The 21,983-nt window shown below is 70.1% G+C and carries 17 protein-coding genes; 7 read left to right on the top strand and 10 right to left on the bottom strand.

What is annotated here, in order from left to right; all coding sequences use genetic code 11:
* Window positions 1-221 precede the first annotated feature (221 nt).
* Window positions 222-887: a GNAT family N-acetyltransferase gene (locus tag KBX50_RS09285; protein WP_210936301.1), complete on the top strand. Its 666-nt coding sequence runs from the start codon at window positions 222-224 to the stop codon at window positions 885-887.
* Window positions 888-956: 69 nt separating this feature from the next.
* Here the strand turns inward: KBX50_RS09285 and KBX50_RS09280 are convergent, their stop codons facing one another.
* From KBX50_RS09280 to murJ, 7 genes are all read right to left on the bottom strand, one after another.
* The gene (locus KBX50_RS09280) at window positions 957-2,123 is read right to left on the bottom strand and encodes an N-acetylmuramoyl-L-alanine amidase (RefSeq protein WP_210936299.1); all 1,167 of its coding nucleotides are present in this window, start codon (window positions 2,121-2,123) and stop codon (window positions 957-959) included.
* A 210-nt stretch (window positions 2,124-2,333) separates the two neighbouring features.
* The gene (gene trxA / locus KBX50_RS09275; RefSeq protein WP_164448776.1) at window positions 2,334-2,657 is read right to left on the bottom strand and encodes a thioredoxin; all 324 of its coding nucleotides are present in this window, start codon (window positions 2,655-2,657) and stop codon (window positions 2,334-2,336) included.
* A gap of 30 nt (window positions 2,658-2,687) precedes the next feature.
* The gene (trxB, locus tag KBX50_RS09270) at window positions 2,688-3,638 is read right to left on the bottom strand and encodes a thioredoxin-disulfide reductase (protein WP_210936297.1); all 951 of its coding nucleotides are present in this window, start codon (window positions 3,636-3,638) and stop codon (window positions 2,688-2,690) included.
* A 174-nt stretch (window positions 3,639-3,812) separates the two neighbouring features.
* Complete coding sequence (locus KBX50_RS09265) at window positions 3,813-4,922, bottom strand: hypothetical protein (RefSeq protein ID WP_210936295.1); 1,110 nt, start codon at window positions 4,920-4,922, stop codon at window positions 3,813-3,815.
* Window positions 4,919-5,659: an RNA polymerase sigma factor SigM gene (gene sigM, locus KBX50_RS09260; protein WP_210936293.1), complete on the bottom strand. Its 741-nt coding sequence runs from the start codon at window positions 5,657-5,659 to the stop codon at window positions 4,919-4,921. The genes KBX50_RS09265 and sigM overlap by 4 nt, the downstream gene beginning before the upstream one ends.
* A gap of 34 nt (window positions 5,660-5,693) precedes the next feature.
* Window positions 5,694-7,292, bottom strand: a complete 1,599-nt coding sequence (locus tag KBX50_RS09255) for a protein kinase family protein (RefSeq protein WP_210936291.1) — start codon at window positions 7,290-7,292, stop codon at window positions 5,694-5,696.
* Window positions 7,293-7,734: 442 nt separating this feature from the next.
* Window positions 7,735-9,486: a murein biosynthesis integral membrane protein MurJ gene (murJ, locus tag KBX50_RS09250; protein WP_210936290.1), complete on the bottom strand. Its 1,752-nt coding sequence runs from the start codon at window positions 9,484-9,486 to the stop codon at window positions 7,735-7,737.
* 125 nt (window positions 9,487-9,611) lie between these two features.
* On the opposite strand from murJ, the gene KBX50_RS09245 reads away from it, so the two are divergent.
* The 3 genes from KBX50_RS09245 (at window position 9,612) to KBX50_RS09235 (ending at window position 13,929) form a co-directional block, all read left to right on the top strand.
* Window positions 9,612-11,072 carry a CCA tRNA nucleotidyltransferase gene (locus KBX50_RS09245; protein WP_210936289.1) on the top strand — a complete coding sequence of 487 codons (1,461 nt, stop codon included), beginning with the start codon at window positions 9,612-9,614 and terminating at the stop codon, window positions 11,070-11,072.
* 235 nt (window positions 11,073-11,307) lie between these two features.
* Window positions 11,308-13,347, top strand: coding sequence for a S8 family serine peptidase (locus KBX50_RS09240; RefSeq protein ID WP_210936288.1), 2,040 nt, complete (start codon window positions 11,308-11,310; stop codon window positions 13,345-13,347).
* Between the two features lie 102 nt (window positions 13,348-13,449).
* On the top strand, window positions 13,450-13,929 hold the full coding sequence (locus KBX50_RS09235) for a methylated-DNA--[protein]-cysteine S-methyltransferase (protein WP_210936287.1): 480 nt from the start codon (window positions 13,450-13,452) through the stop codon (window positions 13,927-13,929).
* Here the strand turns inward: KBX50_RS09235 and KBX50_RS09230 are convergent, their stop codons facing one another.
* Genes KBX50_RS09230 through KBX50_RS09220 form a run of 3 tightly spaced genes read right to left on the bottom strand, consistent with a single transcriptional unit; the run spans window position 13,930 to window position 16,503 of the window.
* Window positions 13,930-14,778, bottom strand: coding sequence for a hypothetical protein (locus tag KBX50_RS09230; protein WP_210936286.1), 849 nt, complete (start codon window positions 14,776-14,778; stop codon window positions 13,930-13,932). It lies immediately after the preceding gene.
* Window positions 14,762-15,841, bottom strand: a complete 1,080-nt coding sequence (locus KBX50_RS09225) for an inositol-3-phosphate synthase (RefSeq protein ID WP_210822847.1) — start codon at window positions 15,839-15,841, stop codon at window positions 14,762-14,764. Before KBX50_RS09225 ends, KBX50_RS09230 begins: the two co-directional genes overlap by 17 nt.
* A gap of 23 nt (window positions 15,842-15,864) precedes the next feature.
* Window positions 15,865-16,503: a PadR family transcriptional regulator gene (locus KBX50_RS09220; protein ID WP_093409356.1), complete on the bottom strand. Its 639-nt coding sequence runs from the start codon at window positions 16,501-16,503 to the stop codon at window positions 15,865-15,867.
* Between the two features lie 174 nt (window positions 16,504-16,677).
* On the opposite strand from KBX50_RS09220, the gene KBX50_RS09215 reads away from it, so the two are divergent.
* The 3 genes from KBX50_RS09215 to KBX50_RS09205 all read left to right on the top strand — a co-directional run bounded on the left by KBX50_RS09215 (window position 16,678) and on the right by KBX50_RS09205 (window position 21,971).
* Window positions 16,678-17,139, top strand: a complete 462-nt coding sequence (locus tag KBX50_RS09215) for a DUF5318 domain-containing protein (protein ID WP_164448785.1) — start codon at window positions 16,678-16,680, stop codon at window positions 17,137-17,139.
* Between the two features lie 196 nt (window positions 17,140-17,335).
* Window positions 17,336-20,176 (top strand): transglycosylase domain-containing protein, encoded by a 2,841-nt coding sequence (locus KBX50_RS09210; protein ID WP_210936284.1) that lies wholly within the window; start codon window positions 17,336-17,338, stop codon window positions 20,174-20,176.
* A 265-nt stretch (window positions 20,177-20,441) separates the two neighbouring features.
* On the top strand, window positions 20,442-21,971 hold the full coding sequence (locus KBX50_RS09205; protein WP_210936282.1) for a glycosyltransferase family 87 protein: 1,530 nt from the start codon (window positions 20,442-20,444) through the stop codon (window positions 21,969-21,971).
* Window positions 21,972-21,983: the final 12 nt, after the last annotated feature.

Below are 21,983 nucleotides of genomic sequence, written 5' to 3'. Positions count from 1 at the left end.
CCCTGCACCGCCCGATGCGTCTCCGATTATTCGTGCGTCCACATGCCGGACCGGCGGCCGGCACCCCTGAGGTGGACGTTCGTGCTTAGTCTCCCCTGCCGCCGATCGGCGGCGTACGATCGCTCGTCGGGGGCAGGAACACGGCGGTGCCGTCCGGGCCGCTGCGGCGGCGGTGCCGCTCGGGCCGGTCCCACCTCCGAGCCTAGTGTGGGGAAGCGCCAATGTCGCGACGTCTGGTCAGCCTGACCCTGGACACCCTGGAGGACCTGCCCCTTCCCTGTCGGCAGTGTGTCTACTGGGAGCTTGATCCGGTTTCCGCGGACCGTGCCTGCGCTGCCGGCGACCCTGGGTTGGAGAAAGAGGCGTGGGTGTCGCAGACCCTGCTCGAATGGGGTTCCTGCGGCAAGCTGATCTACGTCGACGGCATGCCGGCCGGCTTCGTGATGTACGCCCCGCCGGCATATGTGCCCCGGTCGATGGCCTTCCCGACTTCTCCGGTCTCCGCCGACGCGGCGTTGCTGATGACTGCGAACGTGGTGCCCGCGTTCTCCGGCGGTGGCCTCGGCCGGATGTTGGTGCAGGGGGTGGCCCGCGATCTGACCAAGCGCGGGATCAAGGCGATCGAGGCCTTCGGCGACGCGAAGTTCGGTGACTCCGCCGATCCGGGCGGAGCGTGCGTGGCACCCGCCGACTTCTTCCTCTCGGTGGGCTTCAAGACGGTCCGCCCGCATCCGCGGTTTCCCCGGCTGCGGCTGGAACTGCGGACGGCGTTGAGCTGGAAGTCCGACGTCGAGTACGCGCTGGAGAAGCTCCTCGGCTCGATGAGCCCGGAGTCACTGCTACGTCCGGTCCGACCGACACCGGCCACCCGTTCGACGGCCGGCTGACCGGCCGCGACGGGCACTTCGACCCGACGCGGCGACCGGCCCTGTGCGCCCGTGCCGGGGCGGGTCGGCTCAGTCCACCACAGTGCCGGCGGCGACCGCCGCCCGCAGCTCGCTGACGTCGATCGAGCCGGTCGGGACGTCGCGTTCGATCGGCAGGTACATCCGCTGCACCGCGGCCACCATCGCCTCGACCAGCTTGTCGCGGAACCCGGGAGCGATCAGCCGTTCCCGATCGGTCGTCGAGGTCAGGTAGCCGACCTCGACGCGGACCGCCGGCATCCGGGTGATCCGGAGCAGGTCCCACGCCTTGGCATGGGTGTGACAGTCCCGCAGCCCGGTACGCGCCACAATCTCCCGCTGGACCAGCCCGGCCAGCCGTTCGCCAGTCGCCGAGCTAACCCCGTTGTCGGTGCCGTAGTGGTACGTGGCGACGCCCTCGGCCATCGGGTTGGCGTGGCCGTCGGTGTGCAGCGAGATGAACACGTCGGCGCCGAGCGAGTTGGCCAGTTGCGCCCGGTCGATGTCGGGCAGGCAGGTTTCCGGCGACGGTCCTCGGGTGAGTTGCACCCGTACCCCGGACGCGGCGAGGCGCCCCTCCAGCCGGCTGGCCAGGTCGTGCATCAGATCCGCTTCGGTCCAGCGCAGCGGGCCGTCCGCCACCACCACGCCCGGGTCGGTTCCGCCGTGCCCCGGGTCGATCACCACGGTCCGACCGACCAGGGTCGGGCCGGACTGTCGGATGGCGTCGGACTCACGCAACCACTGCGGCCGGCCACCGACCACCTTGCGGCCCAGTCGGCGCAGGGCACCCATGGTGTGCGGGCCGCAGGTGCCGTCGGGGACGAGTCCCACCTCACGCTGGAACTGCGCCACCGCCCGAGACGTGCGGATGCCGTAGATGGCATCGGCCCGTCCGGTGTCGTAGCCCATCTCCAGCAGCCGTTCCTGGAGCGACCGGACATCCTCGCCGGTGAGGGGGACCGGCACCGCGTGGTAGAGGGTGCGGGCACCCAGCCGCCAGCGGGCGGCGTCCAGGGCTCGCCAGGTCTCGGCACCGACCCGGCCGTCAACGCTGAGACCCCGCGACTGCTGGAACGCGCGGACCGCCCGTTCGGTCGCCGGGTCGAACTCGTCGCTGTGCGGGCCGGTCACCTTCGACAGCAGGTCGAGGCCGGTCAACACCGCACGGATCTCGGTCACTGCGGGTCCCCGGTCACCGGAACGAATCGGACGCACGCAAGACCCCCTCTGCACGGTCGGTGGCTGCCAGGCCCCGCCGCCGACGAGCGGGTGCCGTTGGCGGGGACCAGGTGCTCACCGGCGTCCGGCGGCCCCGGTTCGAGGCTATGCGCTAGGCGATCCGCTGGGGTGGTGGGCGGCGAAAAACGCGTCGACCCCGTGCCGGTGAGCCCGGCACGGGGTCGACGGTGACGTCGCGGCTGGGGGTCAGAGCGCCGATTCGATCAGCTTGACCAGTTCGCCCTTGGGCTTGGCACCGGCGATCGACTGCACCGGCTCACCGTTCTTGAAAACGGTGAGGGTCGGCACCGACATCACGCGGTACGTCCGGGCGGTCTCCGGGTTCTCGTCGATGTTGAGCTTGACGATGCTGACCTGGTCGCCCATCTCGCCGGCGATCTCCTCCAGCAGCGGCGACACCTTACGGCACGGCCCGCACCACTCGGCCCAGAAATCCACCAGGACCGGCTTGTCGGACTTCAGCACGTCTGCGGCGAAACTCGCGTCGGTGACCGACTTGGTTGCTCCCACTGTTGACCCCTCCTCCTCAGATGTGTCTCGTCAGTCCTTGGGCAGCGTGGCGATGAAGCGTTCCGCGTCCAGGGCGGCCGCACAGCCGGTCCCGGCTGCGGTGATCGCCTGCCGGTACGTGTGGTCGACCAGGTCACCGGCGGCGAAGACACCGGGGATGCTGGTCCGGGTGCTGGGGGCCTGCACCTTCACGTACCCCTCGTCGTCCATCTCCACCTGCCCGCGGAACAGCTCGCTGCGTGGGTCGTGGCCGATCGCCACGAACACGCCGGTGACGTCGAGCACCTTGGCCTCGCCGGTGTGGACGTTGCGCACTCGTACGCCGGAGACCTTGCCGTCCGCGCCGAGCACCTCCTCCACCACGGTGTTCCACTCGACCTTGATCTTGTCGTTGCCGAGCGCCCGCTCGGCCATGATCTTGCTTGCCCGGAACGAGTCGCGGCGGTGCAGGATCGTCACCGATTCGGCGAAGCGGGTCAGGAAGCTGGCCTCCTCCATCGCCGAGTCGCCACCACCGACGACCACGATGTGCTGGTTGCGGAAGAAGAAGCCGTCACAGGTGGCGCAGGAGGAGACACCGTGCCCGAGGTACTCCTGCTCACCGGGTACGCCGAGCGGGCGCCAGGCGGAACCCGTGGCGAGGATCACGGCCCGGGCGCGGTACGCGGTCTCCCCGACCCAGACGGTGCTCACCGCGCCAGGGTGACCGGTGTCGGTCAGCTCGACCCGGGTGACGTCGTCGGTCAGGAACTCGGCACCGAACCGCTCGGCCTGCTTACGCATGTTGTCCATCAGCTCGGGGCCGAGGATGCCGTCGGCGAAACCGGGGAAGTTCTCCACCTCGGTGGTGGTCATCAGCGCGCCGCCGGACTGCACGCCCTCGATCACCAGTGGCTTGAGGTTGGCACGCGCCGCGTAGACCGCAGCCGTGTAGCCGGCCGGCCCGGAGCCGATGATGACCAGGTTGCGGACCTCGTCCACTGCCGTCTCCCAATCGTGTTGACTGTCGTCACCGGCGTACGGGCCGATGCCGATCCGAGTGCCGACGCGGCGGCAACTGATGTGCAGAACGTCATCGTACGAAGCGGGGATTCCCGAGCCGGTCACCCGGTGGGTCAGGTCACGTGGACGGTCAAAAGTCCGGCGACCGCAGGCTCACCCTACCCGCGTACGGTAACGGGCGTCCGAGCCGGACCCGGGTACACCGCACTCCGGGCCGCTGACCCACGCCCAGTTCGTGCCGGAGGCGTCGGTGAACTGAAGGACCAGCGCCGGCAGCCCCTGGAAGCGGGCGTAGTCGATGACCTCGAAGGTCAGCGGTCCCCCGCGGTGCTCAGCACCGATCTCGGCGAGGCAGGCGCTCAATGCGGTCTGGTCGCCGAGCCGGGTCAGATCGCCCGGGGCGGGTAGGCGCTCCTGGTTCTCCGCGCCGAGCCCCGGATCACCGCCGGTGGAGAACTGCCTGACGCTCGGGGTCAGGCCGGCCAGTGCCTCCGGCGTGTAGTCGGTGTCGCTGCGCTGGGGAGGGCCGACAACGCGGTACGGAGCGCCGGATGCGACCGCGGCACGTTCGGGCGCCGACTTGGTGCCGGGCTGCCCTGCGGAATCCTGCGGGTAGGCGTGCGGCACCGCAGGGCTGGCGGCCCGCTCGTTCAGGGCGGTGTCGGTGGCGACGTCGTCCCCCCCGCCCGGCTGGAACAGCTGGAGCGCACCCAACCCGACCACCGCGGCGGCGGCGAGGGCAACCGGCCCGGCCACGCGGGCCCAGCGGCGACGTCGCCGACCCGGCCGCGACGACGAGGACCGGTCCTGGCCGGGCCGCAGCGGGCCGCCGGGCCGACGGGGACCGCCCAGCGGCTGGGTCGGTACGACCGTGAGCTTCCCGCCGGTCGGCTCCGAGCTGCGGTCCTCGACGGCCGCAATACCGTCCCCGGTGACCAGTGCCGCATGCTGCGGGTGCTCGGCAGCCGCTGTCGTCGGCGCGGTGTCGGTGGTGGGCGCGGTGAGCGGATCAGCCGCGGCGAGAGCGGCGCTGATCCGGTCGCTGATCTCCGGCGGAAGCTCCAGCGTCGGCTCGCCCCACCCGGCCAGCTCGGCGCGGACGTTGTCGACGGCCGGGCCCAGGAGAGCGTGAGCATGGGCCCAGGCCGGATCCTGTGCCACCAGCCGGGTGATCTCAGCGTGCTCGGGGGTGCCGTCCAGCACGCCACCGAGGTAGTCGGCGAGCAGGTCGTGGTCGACCTCGCTGAACTCCCCGGTGCTCACGCTTCCTCCTGCTGGTTGGCGGCCGGCCGGGACCGCCCCGACCCCGATCGGACGCCCGATGGTTCCTTCGGGTTCCCGCCGGTGACCTCCGGCACGTCCGGGCGGGCGGTGGTCGCCGGCCGGGTGCCGGGTCGCAGGTGCCCAAGCGTGACCGCGAGCCGGGCTCGGCCCCGGGCGCAGCGACTCTTCACCGTCCCCTCGGCGACGCCGAGGATCCGCGCGACCTCGGCCACCGGGTAGCCCTGCACGTCCACCAGCACGAGGGCGGCCCGCTGTTCCAGCGGCAACGCGGCCAGGGCATCCCGGACGACCATGGCGGTGTCGTGGTCGGGTACCGGTGCGGCCGGCTCCACGCCGCCGGTGCCCGGCCCGTCCTCCGGGCCGTGCGTTCCGTCGGGCAGCGGCACCGTCGGGTGGGCCCGCCGACGGCGGATCCGGTCGAGACAGGCGTTGACCACGATCCGGTGCAACCAGGTGGTGACCGCCGAGTCACCCCGGAACCGGTCGGCCGCGCGATGGGCGGACAGCAGCGCGTCCTGGAGGGCGTCCGCGGCCTCCTCACGGTCGCCGAGCGTACGCAGGGCGACCGCCCAGAGCCGGTCCCGGTGCCGGCGGAACAACTCACCGAAGGCGTCCCGGTCACCGGCGACGTGGGCGCGCAGCAGATCGAGGTCACTCACCGTGTCGTCCACGGAAGCGGTGCCCGTGTGGTTGCCTCCGGCGTCGCGTACCTCCATCACCCGACCCGGTGGTTGCCGCCGTGGCGACCTCTCATGACCCCTGGACCGTGATCTCCTGCACCCCGATCTTGAAACCGCCTCCGTTCGGCGGCAGCTCGGTGATCCAGAAAAGCAGGTAGCGGTACTTCTTGTCGGCGTCGAAGCCGTCAAAGGTCATCGTGGTGCCGTCGTGTTCCTCGAAGGGCTGCCCGATCTTGTTCTTCAGGTACGCCGTGAGGACCTCGTCGTCGCCCGAGCTGGACGACGGGGCGTTTGTCGTGCCGGTGAGCAGCTCGGCCGAGGCACCCCGGTCGGAGAGGTTGACCTGCACCGACTTGACGGTCCGCTCGGTGCCGAGGTCGATCCAGACGCCCATGCCCCGCTTGAGGTTGCCGAAGTTGCTGCGGTTGTAGGTCTCGGTGGACCAGCCCTCGTCCTGGTCGCCGTCGAAGACCTTCTCGGCGTCGCGCACCTCGCTCCGGTTGCTGCTGTCCGGGTCGATGATCCGGGCGTCGCTGATCTTGAGGTTCCGGACTGCGGGTGTTGCTGGCTCCTCGCTCACCGGCGCGCTCGATGTCGGTGCCGCAACCGGGTTGGTCTGCGGGTCCCCGTTGCCGTCGCCGAGAGTGCTGATCCCGATCAGCAGCCCGATCAGGGCAACCGCCAGCAACCCGGCGATGCCCAGAGCGACCTTCCGCCCGCCGGCCGCGGCCAACGGAGACGGCTCCTCGCCGGTCTCGCCGGCGAACCGCAGCGGGCCGTTGTTGTCGAGGTAGTCGTCGTCCGGCACGTCGAGCCGGGCCAACTCCGCCGTCAGCACGTCCGACGGCGGCGGGGCGATCTCGGCGTCGAGCAGATCCATGGTCAGGTCGTCCAGGTAGGCCGGCACACCGGCGCGGACCTGACGGGGTGCCGCGACGGACCCGTTGGCATCGCGTACCGCGTCGGGAATGGCCGCCCGACCATGCCCGGCGGTGGCACCGCGCAGCGGCGCCTCGGCGTGCGGCCAGTAGCCGGTCATCGCGAAGTAGAGGATGCCCCCGACGGCCCGGACGTCGCTCTCCTGGCTGTCGTCACCGTCGGTGCGGGCGTCCGCGAGCACCACCCGGCCGTCATCGCTGATCATCACCGTGCCTGGGTGCACGTTTCCGTGCACCATGCCGGTGGCGTGCACGGCCGCCAGGGCGCTGGCGACGGAGTTACCGACGGCGGTCGCACGGGCGGCGTCCAACGGCCCGCTCGTGACCAGGTCCCGCAGGGACTGACCGTCGACCCACTCGCGTACCACGTAGGCCCGCTCGGCTTCGTCGATGGCGTCGTACACGCCGACGAGGTTGGGGTGGACGACCCGGCTGGCGGCAACGGCGGCCTGGAGCATCTCGGTGGCGGAGTCGCCACCCGGGTAGCGCATGACGACCGCGACGGGTCGGCGCAGCACGACGTCGACCCCGCGCCAGACCAGACGGCCCGCGCTGTCGTTGTTGATGTGCTCGACCAGTTCGTAACGTTCGGCGAGGATCTCACCGGCCGTCGGAGCACCGAAGGTCATGACCGGCGGAGTGGTCTCGTCCGCGTCCTGACCCTCGCCGACCTGGGTCACCCGTCCTCCCTCGGTGATCGTGTCGATCGATGGACCCGCGCTGCTGGGCATCTGCTTCCCGCTCCGCCTTCGTCTGGTACCGGCCGGCCGGTCGCAGCACGGTGCCGCGCGCCGGTGTCTGCCGTACCCGTCGAGTGCGACCTTACCCGGGATGGCCCGGTCCCCGACATGTCATCTTCCCGCCGTCCGGTGACGACAGAGTCAGCAGTCGGTGGACTCGTCCCGTTACCACCGTTGTCGGCCACGTTGCTGGTACCTGTACCAGCCAATCTAGAGGTTGACCTCAACCAGTTCCGGCCGGGGCGGAGCCGGTCGCATCGGCGGGTTCGCCAGCGCCGGATTCCCGTCAATCGGCCGGGCATACTCGGCCGTCCGGTTGGTTATCCACAGGCTGATCCGTCAGGTGAGCGGCGGCGCGCGGAGTTATCCACAGGTACATCCCCAGCCTGGTGATCCGCAGTCACGCTGGGTGCACGCCGAGCCGGTGGAGGGTTCAGCGGCCGAGTCGGCGGCGGACCATGCCGACCACCTCGGTGATCTCGGAGATCCGCAGCACCGTCGCCAGGCCGAGGTAGGTGCCCCCGATCACCGCGCCACCCAACAGCAGCTGCGCGATCGCCTCCAACCGCGTCGGCGTGTCGCCGCCCGGGAGCAGGGCCACCACCACCAGGCCGGCCAGGGCCGCGCCCAGCGCCGCGACGGCCACCCGGCCGAGAGTACGCAGGATCGCGCCCAGCCCGATACGGCCGACCCGGGGGCGCAGCAGCCAGGCGGAGGCGATTGCCGCAGCCAGGTACGAGATGGCGTTACCGATCATCATCCCCGCGCCGACGAAGCTCGCCGAGAAGATTGCGAACAGGGCGATCTGCACCCCGATCCGGAGCGCCACGATCGGGATGTTGATCAGTGCCGGAGTGCGGGTGTCCGGCAGTGCGTAGAAGGCGAAGGTGAACAGCTGGCTGATCGCGAAGGGCACCAGCGCGAGTGCGGCGGCCAGCAGCACCAGGGATGTCGCGGTGGCGTTGTCGGCGGTGAAGGCTCCCCATCGGAACAGCGTGAACGCGATAGGGGTGGCCAGCACGGCGTAGCAGACCGCGATCGGGGCGAGTACGGCCGACACGGTCCGGGTGCCCCGGGACAGGTCGGCGGCGAGATCGGCGTACCGGCCGTCGGCGGCGGCAGCGCTCATCCGAGGCATGAGCGCGGTAATGATCGACACGGCGATGATGCCGTGCGCGGTCATCAGCAGCAGGAAGACGTTGTTGTAGATCAGTGGGCCGGCGGCGTTCTCCTTGCCGGCGCGGTTCAGCAGGTTGAACAGCACGATGAGGCCGACCTGGCTGACCGCGACGTAGCAGATCATCCAGGCGCCGAGCCGCCCCAACTCGGCCAGGCCGAGCTTGCGGAAGTCGAAGCGGAGCTTCCACCGGAAGCCGACCTTGCGCAGTGCCGGCAACAGACCGGCGACCTGGATGGCCACGCCGATCAGGGTGCCGCCACCGATGAGCAGGATCCGCCCGGTCGTCATGTCGTCCGGCCCGACGATCTCGGCACCGAAGACCGCGATGTAGAGCCCGGCGGTCCCGATGACGACCAGGTTGTTCAGGATCGGTGCCCACATCGGCGCGGCGAAGTGGCCCCGGGTGTTGAGGACCGCGCTGATCAGCGCGCTCAATCCGGAGAAGAAGATCATCGGCAGCATGAGCCGGGCCAGGTCGGTGACCAGTCCCGAGTAGCCGTCAGCGGACTCGTCCGCGCCGTAGAGCCAGGTCAGCGGGGCGGCGAGGGCGACCGCGAGCACGGCGGCGGCGCCCAGCGCGAGCACCGCCAGTGTCAGCAGCCGCTGCGCGTACGCCTGACCGCCGTCGGCGTCCGCCTTCCGCCGACGCACCAGCACCGGGATCAGCACGCTGGTGAGGATGCCGCCGAGCAGGAACTCGTAGACCATCCCCGGCAGGATCTGGGCGGTGGTGTAGGCGTCGCCGACCAACGCACCACCGAGGGCGGCGCCGATGACCAGATTGCGCAGGAAGCCGGTACCCCGGCTGACCAGGCTGCCCAGGGCCATGATCGCGCTGTTGGCGGCGGCGCTGCCCTCCGCCACCTGCTCCTGCGGAGGTGCGGTCGACTCCATCGCGGGCTGGTTGAGCGGCTCGGCGGAGATGAACGTGGCTCCGTCACCGGGCCAGCCGCCGGGCGCGCCGCCCTGCTGGGCGTTCGCGCTGCGGTAGAGCCCGCCGCTCATCTGTGCCTCCAAGGGGTACGCCGGAGCCGGCACCGGCCCACACGTCACAGACCTTAGTCAACCCCGGCCCGTTACCCGCGCCCGGCGGAGGCGATGCCGGTCAGGACCGATAGGCTGCGGATCCGATGTCCGAAACCGCCGCATCCCACGCCACCGACCGCCGCGATCTCACCGCAGCGCAGCGCAACGCCGTCGCCGAACTGCTCCGGGTTTCTCCGGTGGCCGACGAGTTGGGTCGCCGGTTCGCCGCCGCCGGTCACGAACTGCACCTCGTGGGCGGTTCGGTACGCGACGCCCTGCTCGGCCGGCTCGGTGAGGATCTCGACTTCTGTACCGACGCGCACCCGGACCAGACGCTGGACATCGTGCGGGGCTGGGCCGAGGCGATCTGGGAGACCGGGCGCGAGTTCGGCACCATCGGCTGCCAGCGTGGCGGTCTGCGACTGGAGATCACCACCTTCCGCGCCGAATCGTACGACCAGGTCAGTCGCAACCCGGTGGTCGCCTACGGCACCAGTCTCGTCGAGGACCTGCGACGGCGGGACTTCACCGTGAACGCGATGGCGGTCAGTGTCCCCGAGCATCGGTTCACCGACCCGTACGGCGGCCTGACCGACCTGGCCGCGAAGATCGTGCGTACCCCGGGCACGCCCGCCGAGTCGTTCGGCGACGACCCACTGCGGATGCTGCGGGCCGCCCGCTTCGCCGCGCAGCTGCGCTTCGCGGTCCACCCGGACGTGCGGGTGGCGATGACCAGGATGGCGACCGACCTGGACCGGATCACCGCCGAGCGGATCCGCGACGAGTTCACCAAGCTGCTCTGCGGCGCAGACCCGATCTCCGGCCTGCGGCTGCTGGTCGACACCGGGCTGGCCGAACGGTTCCTGCCCGAGTTGACCGGACTCAAGCTGGAGATCGACGAGCACGCCCAGCACAAGGACGTCTACGAGCACACGCTCACCGTGGTCAGCAACGCCGTCTCGTACGAGGAGGACGGACCGGACTTCATCCTCCGGATGGCTGCGCTGATGCACGACGTGGGCAAGCCGGCGACGAAGGCGATCGGCCCGGACGGACGGGTCAGCTTCCACCACCACGAGGTGGTCGGTGCCCGGCTGACCAAGGCGCGGATGAAGGCGTTGCGCTACCCCAAGGACGTCACGACGAAGGTGACCGCGTTGGTCGCGCTGCACCTGCGCTTCTACGGGTACGGCCGGGGTGAATGGACGGATTCGGCGGTACGCCGCTACGTCACCGACGCCGGTGACCTGCTGCCCCGGCTGCACAAGCTGACCCGCTCGGACTGCACCACCCGCAACCGGCGGAAGGCTGCCCAACTGGCGGCGGACTACGACGCGTTGGAGGAGCGGATCGCCCGGATCGCCGCCGAGGAAGATCTGGCCCGGGTCCGGCCCGACCTCGACGGAAACGCGATCATGGAGCTGCTGGGTGTGCCGCCCGGGCCGGTGGTGGGACGGGCCTGGAAGCACCTGAAGGACCTGCGGCTGGAGCGGGGGCCGTTGGATCGCGACACGGCCGAAGCGGAGTTGCTGCGCTGGGCCCGCGACGAGGGCATCCGCGACTGACCAGCCGCGCTGGGTGTGCCCGGCTGCGCCCGAGGTCCACCGTGGCCCGTCCCACGGCGACGGCCGTACGTCGAAACGCTCACGTCTCGACCGAACGGTGGACGCGGTCCCAGCGAGGTTCGTCCATGATGTTGGCACGTCCATCAGCCCGCTGCTTCGCAGTCGGAGGCGGGACGATCCAGTATCCGTCCGACCGCCCATCGGGTCCGGTCGACGACCGACGGGGGCACATCCAGTGAATCGCCGTGGCGCGCTGCGCCGCTCGGCGGCGGCGGGGCTTGCCCTCGCCACCGCTTCGTCCATTCTCACCGTCGTGACCGGCGGCGCGGCGATGGCCGCTCCGGCCGACCAGCCCCGCGTCGAGGTGCTCGGCAGCAAGGGCGTCGGCGCTGTGCCGGACCGCTACATCGTCGTACTCAAGGACCGGGGGGCGACCAACAGATCCGTCCGGGCCGCCGCCTCGGCGCTCACCGGCGCGAACGGTGGCACGGTCCGCCGGGTGTTCGGCCACGCCCTCAACGGTTACTCGGCCACCATGAGCCAGCGGCAGGCGGACAAGTTGGCCAGCCACCCCGACGTGGCCTACGTGGAGCAGGTCCGGCGGCTGTCGGCCAACAGCGGCACGCAGAGCAGCCCGCCGTCCTGGGGCCTCGACCGCATCGATCAGGCGTCGCCGAAGCTGAACGGCAGCTACAAGTACCCCAACACCGGCAGCTCGGTCACCGCGTACATCCTGGACACCGGAATCAACATCGCCCACCAGGACTTCGGCGGTCGGGCGAGTCACGGTTACGACGCCATCGACTCCGACGAGGTCGCCCAGGACTGCAACGGCCACGGTACGCACGTCGCCGGGACCGTCGGCGGCACGAAGTACGGCGTGGCCAAGGGTGTGAAGCTCGTGGGCGTACGGGTGCTCGACTGCGACGGTTTCGGCACCACCGAACAGGTCATCGCCGGTGTCGACTGGGTGACCGAGCACGCCCAGAAGCCGGCCGTGGCCAACATGAGCCTCGGTGACGTCGTCGCCGTCCCGTCCCTCGACGAGGCGGTGAACCGGTCCATCGCGTCCGGAGTCACCTACTCGATCGCGGCCGGTAACAGCTGGATGGACGCGTGCAAGGCGTCTCCGGCCCGGGTACCGGAGGCGATCACCGTGGGCGCGACGGACCGGATCAACATGCGGGCGTGGTTCTCGAACTACGGCAAGTGCCTGGACGTCTTCGCGCCGGGCGCGAGCATCGTCTCGGCGCGGCACAACAGCAACACCAGCAGCGCGGTGTTCAGCGGCACCTCGATGGCCGCTCCCCACGTGGCGGGTGCCGCGGCGCTGCTGCTGAGCACCAATCCGGGCTGGTCGCCGAGGCAGGTCCGGGACCGGATCGTCACCACCGGCCTCGCCGGCGGGGTGTACGACACGAAGGGTTCGATCGACCGGCTGCTGACCGTCGGCTCGGTCACGCCGACCCGCTACTCGCACGGCTTCAAGGCCCGTTCCAACGGCAAGTTCGTCACCGCCGCCAGCAGCACCAAGCCGCTGGTGAACAACGGAACGAGCATGGGCACGGCGCAGCGGTTCGACTTCGTCGACGCGGGTAGTGGGCTGGTCGCGCTGCGCTCCAGGGCCACTGGACTGTACGTGGTGGCACCGAGCAACGGCACCAAGCCGCTGATCGCGAGCCACAAGACGATCGTCACGTCGGCCAAGTACACAATCGTCAACCACACCGACGGCACGGTCAGCCTCAAGTCCAAGATCAATGGCAAGTACGTCACGGCGTCGACGTCCGGCACCTCGTCGATGATGGCGAGCAAGACCTCCATCGGGACCAACGAGAAGTTCACAATCGACGCGGCGCCGCCGATCGTCAGCCTCAGGTCGAAGGCCAGCGGCAAGTACGTCGTGGCCGCGAGCAGCACCAAGCCGCTGGTCCCCAGCAGCACGACCGTCACCAAGGCGGCGAGGTTCGACGTCATCAACGTGGGTGACGGCTTCTTCAGTCTGCGGGCCCACGCCAACGGCAGGTACGTGACCGCGGCGAGCAAGGGCACCAAGCCGCTGGTCGCCAGCAGCACGGGGCGGGGCCTCTACGAGACGTTCGACTTCGCCAACTACAACATCGATGGAACGATCTTCCTCAGGGCCGGCGACGGCCAGGCGGTCTCCGCCGGGTCGTCCGGCACCAGCCAGCTGATCTCGAACAAGACCATCAAGTGGTCGTCCTCCGGTCTGGGGCTGGGCAACGGCGAGAGATTCACTGTCTCCACCGCCTGATCAGTCGCGCACGGCCGGCGCCCGCCGGAGCTTCCGAACACCCGGGAGGCTCCGGCGGGCGCTCGCCGTTGCGGCCCCTGCTCACGGGTGGAGAATGGCGGGATGCGTTGGACCGTGCTCGACTCACCGATCGGGGAGTTCTCCGTGGCCACCGACGGGCACGGCGTCTGCGGGGCTCACTTCGGCCCGGTCGGTGACGGGACGACCGAGCCGGCTGACGAGACCTCCCGACGGGCGGTGGCGGAACTGCGCGCGTACTTCGCCGGTGAGCTGACCGACTTCGGGGTGCCGGTGACCGTGCCCCGTGGCTCCGATTTCGAGCGGGCGGTGTGGCGGGAGATGACCCGCATCCCGTACGGCGAGACGCTGACCTACGGCGAGGTGGCCCGGCGGGTCGGCGACCCGGGAGCGGCCCGAGCGGTCGGGGTGGCCTGCAACCGCAACCCCATTCCGGTGATCGTGCCGTGTCACCGCATCATCGGGGCGGGCGGGAAGCTGGTCGGCTTCGGTGGTGGCCTGGACCGCAAGGTCAAACTGCTGGAGCTGGAGGCTCGGGTGGCCCTGCAACGCGCCTGGTCCTGATCAGTCCGGCGCGGGCAGACAACCACCGTCGGCGATCCGGGTTCCGATCGCCACCGTGATGTCGTCCTGGCGGACGCTGCCGAAGACGCACGCCCGGCCGGTCCACCCCGCGAAGATCAGCCCGTCGCCGGGGCCCAGATCGAGCCGCCCGGGCGGCCTGACGACCACGTCGGTGAGGCCGGTGGCGGTCACCGCCCGCCGTACTGCCTTCTCGTCGGGCTCGTCCCGGCCGCCGGCGGTCAGCAGATTCAGGCCCTTGAGCACCTCGGTGGCACAGGCCCGAGCGCCGGCAGCCGTCTCGGGTTCGAGCGTGCCGCGCTGCCGGAAAGCGTCGTTGGCGGCCTGCTGACGGCGGAGCATCTCCTCACGTACCCGTTCGTCGGCCATCGGATTTCCGGTGCCAAGCGGTACCGGTGCGGTCGACGCGCCGGACGGGACGGCGGCTTTCGTCGCGGTCTCCGGCAGGGTGGCCGCTGCGGCGGCACAGCGGGCCTCGACCACCGACGGTCGGGGGTTGGGCGGCACGACCTCCTGGCCCGACTCGGCCGCCGGACGGCTGCCCGGCACGGCGCAGGCGAACAGGCTGGTGGTCAGCGAAGCGCCCGCGAGCGCGGTGGCGACCCGGCGCACCGACCTGGCGGCGTGCGTAGCGTCGGTGAACGGCACGGCGGTCAGCGTAACGTCCCGCCATCGACGACGCCGCCCCGTGCGGCGCGCGGCATGCCGCACGGGCGACATCCCCTCGTACCGGGTGCGGCTGGCCTGAGCGGAGACGGCGAGGGCCGGGTCCGCACGGACCCGGCCCTCGCCGGTGCTGCTGGTGGTCGGCGCGTCAGCGCTCGATCTCACCGGCGATGAACTCCTCGACGGCGGCGTGCGCGTCGTGGTCGGCGTACTGCACGGGCGGGGACTTCATGAAGTACGACGAGGCCGACAGGATCGGGCCGCCGATCTTCCGGTCCAGCGCGATCTTCGCGGCCCGGACGGCGTCGATGATGACACCGGCCGAGTTCGGCGAGTCCCACACCTCGAGCTTCAGCTCGGCGTTGAGCGGCGTGTCACCGAACGAGCGGCCCTCCAGGCGGATGTACGCCCACTTGCGGTCGTCCAGCCACGGCACGTGGTCGGACGGGCCGATGTGCACGTCGCTCTTGGCCATCTCATGCGGCACCTGGGAGGTCACCGACTGGGTCTTCGAGATCTTCTTCGAGACCAGGCGGTTGCGCTCCAGCATGTTCATGAAGTCCATGTTGCCGCCGAAGTTGAGCTGGTACGTACGCAGCAACTCGACGCCTCGGTCCTCGAACAGCTTCGCCAGGGCGCGGTGCACGATGGTGGCGCCGACCTGGCTCTTGATGTCGTCGCCGACGATCGGCAGGCCCGCGTCGGTGAACTTCTGCGCCCACTCGGGGTCGGAGGCGATGAAGACCGGCAGGGCGTTGACGAACGCGCAGCCGGCGTCGATCGCGGCCTGGGCGTAGAACTTGTCGGCCTGCTCCGAGCCGACCGGCAGGTACGAGACGACCACGTCGACCTGCGCGTCGCGCAGCGCCTTGGCCACGTCGACCGGCGTGGCGTCCGACTCCTCGACGATCTCGCGGTAGTACTGGCCGAGGCCGTCGAAGGTCGGGCCGCGCTGCACGGTGACGCCGGTCGGCGGCACGTCGCAGAGCTTGATGGTGTTGTTCTCGCTGGCGACGATCGCCTCCGCGAGGTCCATGCCCACCTTCTTGGCGTCGACATCGAACGCCGCGACGAACTGCACGTCAGAGACGTGGTAGTCGCCGAAGGTGACGTGCATGAGACCCGGGACGCGGTCGTTGGGGTCGGCATTCCGGTAGTACTCGACGCCCTGTACCAGGGACGAGGCGCAGTTACCCACACCGACGATGGCGACGCGGACGGAGCCCATCGCGTGTGCCTCCTTCTTCTCTGTCACGGCCGCTCTGTCCTGGTCTCACCAGGCGGAGGCGGGCTGTTGTCTTGTCGTGGGCCGCCGGCCGTCCCGTCGTGCGGGACCGTCGGGGCACGGCCGGAGCGCTCGTTTGCGATGAGCTCCTCCAGCCAGCGGACCTCACGCTCACAGGCCTCCAGGCCGTGGCGCTGCAGCTCCAGGGTGTACGCGTCGAGGCGCTCGGCCGCCCGGCCCAGCATGTCGCGAAGGCCCTCGCGACGTTCCTCGATCGTGCGGCGGCGACCTTCCAGAATTCGAAGTCGGGTCGCCTGGTCGGTTCGGGAAAAGAACGCGAAGTGCACACCGAAGCCGGTGTCGCCGTACGTCTCCGGCCCGGTCTGTGCGATGAGCTGGGCGAAGCGTTCCTTGCCTTCCGCGGTGATTTCGTAGACCACCCGACCTCGTCGGCTGGTCAGCGCGGGAACCTCCTCGGCGGTGGCGGGTGTCTCGTCGGCCTCGGTGATCCATCCCGCCGCCTGCAGCCGGCGCAGGGTCGGATAGAGCGAGCCGTAACTGATGGCGGCGCGGATCGCCCCGAGCTTGGCGGTGAGCTCCTTGCGTAGCTCGTAGCCGTGCATCGGGGCCTCTTGCAACAGGCCGAGGATGGCGAGTTCGAGCACCGGCCACCCTCCCTTTACCCTGTGCGTGAAGCGCTAACCGTCACGATGTATCGGACCGATACATCGCACCGTAGCGTCTCGTTCCAGTCTGGGCAAACCCCCGTTCTGATGTCCTCTGGTCACGGATCGTCACGGTGGTCGCCTCGTCAGAAGAGACCGCGTACCCTTTCCCGCATGCGTACGCAGCGCCAGGTCGTCGACTACTCGCTCCGAAAGCGAGCGGCGCTGCGTGAGCTCCTCGCCGGCCGCGTCGGCACCTATGACCTGTGCGACGCGTCGCCCTACCTGAAGAACGCGGCTCGGTTCCACGGCGAGTCCACCGACGAGCGGTGCCCGATCTGCCGCAGCGAGAACCTGACCCTGGTCCACTACATTTACGGGGACGAACTCAAGCAATCGGCCGGCCAAGCCCGTAATGTGGCTGAGCTGACCGTGCTGGCGATGACGCTGCGTGAGTTCCAGGTCTTCGTGGTGGAGGTGTGCCTCGGCTGTGACTGGAACCATCTCGTCGAGCAGTACCTGCTCGGGCGGGACGGTCTGACCGGGGTCGCCGACGGCGACCCGGAGCACGGTGAGGCGAGCGGCATGACCGCGGACGGAACGGGCGTCCGGCGAAGGCGAGAGGCGCAACGGTGATTCGAGCTCGATCGGCCGACCCCGGTCGCGTGCGACGCGGCTGGGGTGACCGACGGCTTGTAGGTCTGAATGGTCCGATTGATGCGGATCTGACGCCAGGACCACGGCACCCCCATGCCGTGCTCGCAGGTGTCATAACTCACGGCAAACCGGTGGCGGTGCGACTGCGCCCCACCGCGACGGCAGGGTGTGAGGAATGAACTCGTACGGCGATCCCAGCTCCTCGCGCGGCCGGGCCTGGATTCCGGGCCAGGACGACTCGGGGCAGGCGGACGACGCGTACCGCCGCCCGGGTGGCGAACCGCGCGGAGTCAACTGGTCGACCGGGCCGGAGACATCCGGCCCGTCGGCCCGTGCCTCGGTCGGCGGACGTGCCTCGGTTGGCGGCTCGGCGAGCGTTCCGCCGCGGGGCGGTTCCGCCGGCGCGGCATCGGTCGGCCGGGCCGGCCCCGGCCGCGCTTCCGTGCCGGTCTCGCCAGCCGGCCCCGGCCGTGCATCGGTGCCGGTCTCCCCGGCGCCGGGTCGCGCCGGTCGGGCCTCGGTGCCGGTGTCGCCGGCCGGGCCGGGTCGTGCCTCGGTCGGTGCCGCCGCAGTGGGCGCGGCGTCGACCGGTCGGGCGAGCGTCGGCTCGGCGTCCGTGGGTGGCGTCGGCGGTCGGGCCGCGGTGGCCCGGGCAAGCGTCGGGGGCCCTGGCGGGCCGGGTGGCCCCGGTGGACCGGGTGGACCGACCCGGCCCGGTCGCGGTGGCCGTGACCCGGGTGCGGTGGCCCGCGCCCGCAAGCGCAAGCGGATGAACATGCTGATCGCCGGCTTCGCGGTTTTCATCATGCTGGCCGGCATCGGCGTGGTCGGGTTCACCTACTACTCGACGAACGTGGTGCTGCCCAAGGAGATCCCGCTGCCGCTGTCCACCACGGTCTACGCCAAGGACGGCAAGACACTGGTGGCCAGGCTCGGCAACGAGAACCGCACCTTCGTCACCATCGACAGCATCCCCCAGCATGTACGGGACGCCGTCGCCGCCGCCGAGGACCGGAACTTCTACCGGCACTCGGGCGTCGACTACAAGGGCATCGCCCGGGCCGCGTGGAACAACCTCTCCGGCGGTGACAAGCAGGGCGCCTCGACCATCACCCAGCAGTACGCCCGCAACGCTTACGAGAACCTCCAGGACGACAGCTACGCGCGGAAGGTGAAGGAGGCGATCCTCGCCTCCAAGCTGAACGACAACTACACCAAAGACCAGATCATGGAGAACTACCTCAACGTGATCTACTTCGGTCGCGGTGCGTACGGCATCGAGGCGGCGGCCCAGACGTACTTCAACACCAGTGCGAAGAAGCTGACGGTCGCGGAGGGCGCGGTGCTGGCCGCGCTGATCAAGCAGCCGGTCGCCAGCGCCACCCACAAGGGCTTCGACCCGGAGGTCAACGAGGTCGACGCGAAGTCCCGGTGGGAGTACGTCATCAACGGGATGGTCGAGGAGGGTTGGCTGGGCGCCCCGGGCAAGCCGGAGCGGCCGACCGAGTACCCGAAGGTCGAGAAGCCGAAGAAGGACAACGGCTTCGGGGTCGCCACTCCGCGCGGCAACGTCATCAACTACGTCCGCAAGGAGATGGAGGAGTGGGGCCTCTGCTCCAACTCCGGCGCCGAGGGCAAGCCCAGCTGCGTCGACGAGCTGCGCGAGGGCGGCTACCGGATCACCACCACCATCGACCCGAAGATGCAGAAGGCGCTGGAGGCGGCGGCCCAGCCCGACCGTAAGGGCTCGGTGCTGAAGGGGCAGCCGAAGAACCTGATGGCGGCGGCGGTCTCCGTCGACCCGAAGACCGGCCGGGTGCTCGCCTACTACGGCGGTGACAACGGCACCGGGTTCGACTACGCCGGTCTGAACACCAATCAGAACGGCGACCTCGTCGGTGGCCACCCGCCGGGCTCGTCGTTCAAGGTCTACACCCTGGCGGCGGCGATCGACGCCGGCATCTCGGTGAAGTCGCACTGGGACGCGACCCCGTTCAAGCCCGAGGGCTACAAGAACGAGATCCAGAACGCGGGCCGGGATGTGCGCCAGACCTGTAACAAGTGGTGCACGCTCCAGGAGTCGACGGTCCGGTCGTACAACGTGCCGTTCTTCCACCTCGCCGAGGACATCGGCGAGGCCAAGGTGATCGACATGGCCCGCCGTGCCGGCATCCGCACCATGTGGACGGTGGACCCGCCGAAGGCGTACGACCTGACCGAGCACGAGCCCGAGGACCTCGGGCGCTCGAAGTTCGACCGGGTCATCGGCTTCGGCCAGTACCCGATCACCGTGCTGGACCACGCCAACGGCCTGGCCACCCTCGCCAACAAGGGCAAGTACAACAAGGCGCACTTCGTCCGGACGGTGGAGAAGCAGAACAAGGCCACCGGCAAGTGGGACAAGGTGCCCGGCACCGGCGAGAAACTCAAGCCGCAGCAGGTGATCCGACCGGAGGTCGCCGACGAGGTGACCGCGGTGCTCAAGGAGATCCCCGGTAGGAACAATGCCAGCCTGGTGAACCGCGAGGCCGCCGGCAAGACCGGCACCTGGGAGCACAACGGCACCCCGCGCAACGCCCACGCCTGGATGGTCGGCTACGACGAGAACGTGGCCACCGCCGTCTGGATCGGCAGCCGCGACACGAAGAAGCCGACAATCGTCGACAAGAACGGCTCGGACATCGGCGGTGGCAGTTTCCCGGCGGCGCTGTGGAAGCGGTACATGGACGACGCCCTGAAGGGCTACGACCCGTCCGACCTGCCCGACGTGACCGGGGTTGGCGATCAGGACGCCGGCAACGGCGAGGAGCCCGCCCCGCCACCGCCCCCGCCGGGCGGCAACCAGCAGAACTGCAACCCGGTCGATCTCCTCTGCCAACTCGGCGGTGGAAACAACGGCGGTCCCGGCGGTGGAAACAACGGCGGCAACAACCCGGGTGGCCCACCCGATGGTGATCGAGAACAGGGCGGTGCAGGTGGCGGCCTGCTACCACCCAGAACGACGAGCCGGGAGTAGCTCCCGCTGACGCCACGGGCGGCCGGAGAACCATTCCGGCCGCCCGCAGCGCTGTACTGGCTCGTCAGATGCGGCATGTCGGGGTTTCCGGTGCCAGGGATACCGCGACATGCCGCAGACCGCGAGCGCCGAGGATGGATTGCCGAGCGTCGGTCGCCGGTGCCCAGGTGACTGAAGTGTCCACCCCCCACAGGCGGCAGTGCCTCGGGGATTCGCTGTGGTTTCGGCTTCAACGCGGTCGCCGGATACGGCAGGATGCACGGTCATGAGCACGAAGTCGACGCCAGGCATCGATGAATCGGGTGTCCCCGATCACCCGTCCCGCTCCGACGGCTTCGTCGGGGGGCTCTCCGGGCTGATCGGCGGTCCGCTCGGCGACCACGCGGTCGCCCGCGACCGGCCCGTCGGCGCGGAGAATCGGTTCTGGACGGCGGTACGGATCGTCCTGGCGCTGACCTGCCTCACGCTGGCCCTGCACTGGGTGCAGAAGTCGCCCTGCCAGGACGGCGCGTGGGTGAACAACGAGCAGTACACCCGCTTCTGCTACACCGATGTGCTGGCGCTCTACTACGCCGAACGGCTCAACGAGGGGGCGGTGCCCTACCGGGACCACCCGGTCGAGTATCCGGTGCTGACCGGGTACTTCATGGGGGCGCTCGGGTTGCCGGTCCACTCGGCCGGCGACGGCAACCCCGACATGAACCAGGGCCAGTGGTTCTACAACCTCAACGCCCTGGTGCTCGGTGCGCTGGCGGTGGTCACCGTGGCGGTGATCCTGGCGCTGCGCCGTCGACGCCCATGGGACGCCGCGCTCTTCGCGCTCGCCCCCGCGCTGCTGCTCACCGCCACCGTCAACTGGGACTTCCTCGCCATCGGGCTCGCCGCGTTGGGCCTGCTGGCCTGGGCGCGCTCCGGGCCCGGCCCGAAGGGGACAATGCTTGTGGCGCTCTCCGGAGTGCTGCTCGGGCTCGGTGGCGCGGCGAAGATGTGGCCGCTGTTCATTCTCGGGCCGATCCTGGTGCTCGCGTTACGTGCCAACCGGATCCGGGCCGCGCTGCTGTCCATCGGAACGGCCGCGGTGACGGTGGTGTTGGTGAACCTGCCGGCGGCGATCCCGTACCGGGACAACTGGGACCGCTTCTTCGAGCTGAACACCACGCGTCCGATCGACTGGGGCACCTTCTGGTACATCGGTCGCTACCTGGACGGGAAGTTCGGCGACCCCGCCAGCATCGGGCCCTTCCAGTGGCTGGACGCCAACATTCCCACGCTCAACTACCTGTCGTACGCCCTGTTCGGGCTGGCCTGCCTCGGCATCGGCGCGCTGGCGTTGCTGGCACCGCGACGTCCCCGACTCGCCCAGCTCGCCTTCCTGGTGGTCGCTGCCTTCCTCATCTTCAGCAAGGTCTGGTCGCAGCAGTTCGTGCTCTGGCTGCTGCCGCTGGTAGTGCTCGCCCGGCCCAAGTGGGGAGCGTTCCTCGTCTGGCAGGCCGCCGAGGTCTGCTACTTCATCGCCTTCTACGGCCAGCTGCTCGGCGCGTCGACCGGCACGCCGGTCTTCCCGGAGGGCGTCTTCGTGCTGGCCGCGAGCCTGCGCCTGGCCGCCGTGGTGGCCCTGGTCGTCCTGGTCGTACGCGAGATCCTGCACCCGGAGCAGGACGCGGTACGCCGCACCTACGCCGACGACCCGGACGGCGGCCTGCTCGACGGCACCCCCGATGCCCCCTGGCTCGACCGATGGCGAAGCCGCCGAGCCGCCGACCCGACGCCGACGCCGGTGGCCGCAACCACGTGACCCGATGCGCGC

The organism is Micromonospora sp. C51 (assembly GCF_018070435.1).
GTDB classification, from domain to species: Bacteria; Actinomycetota; Actinomycetes; order Mycobacteriales; family Micromonosporaceae; genus Micromonospora; species Micromonospora sediminimaris.
This window is presented reverse-complemented; position numbering and strand designations above follow the sequence as displayed.

Bases quoted from the DNA above. Each gene is read 5' to 3' on its own strand.
- KBX50_RS09285 (WP_210936301.1), top strand. From the start codon at position 222: ATGTCGCGACGTCTGGTCAGCCTGACCCTGGACACCCTGGAGGACCTG.
- sigM (WP_210936293.1), bottom strand. From the start codon at position 5,659: ATGGAGGTACGCGACGCCGGAGGCAACCACACGGGCACCGCTTCCGTG.
- KBX50_RS09255 (WP_210936291.1), bottom strand. From the start codon at position 7,292: ATGCCCAGCAGCGCGGGTCCATCGATCGACACGATCACCGAGGGAGGA.
- murJ (WP_210936290.1), bottom strand. From the start codon at position 9,486: ATGAGCGGCGGGCTCTACCGCAGCGCGAACGCCCAGCAGGGCGGCGCG.
- KBX50_RS09245 (WP_210936289.1), top strand. From the start codon at position 9,612: ATGTCCGAAACCGCCGCATCCCACGCCACCGACCGCCGCGATCTCACC.
- KBX50_RS09235 (WP_210936287.1), top strand. From the start codon at position 13,450: ATGCGTTGGACCGTGCTCGACTCACCGATCGGGGAGTTCTCCGTGGCC.
- KBX50_RS09225 (WP_210822847.1), bottom strand. From the start codon at position 15,841: ATGGGCTCCGTCCGCGTCGCCATCGTCGGTGTGGGTAACTGCGCCTCG.
- KBX50_RS09215 (WP_164448785.1), top strand. From the start codon at position 16,678: ATGCGTACGCAGCGCCAGGTCGTCGACTACTCGCTCCGAAAGCGAGCG.
- KBX50_RS09210 (WP_210936284.1), top strand. From the start codon at position 17,336: ATGAACTCGTACGGCGATCCCAGCTCCTCGCGCGGCCGGGCCTGGATT.
- KBX50_RS09205 (WP_210936282.1), top strand. From the start codon at position 20,442: ATGAGCACGAAGTCGACGCCAGGCATCGATGAATCGGGTGTCCCCGAT.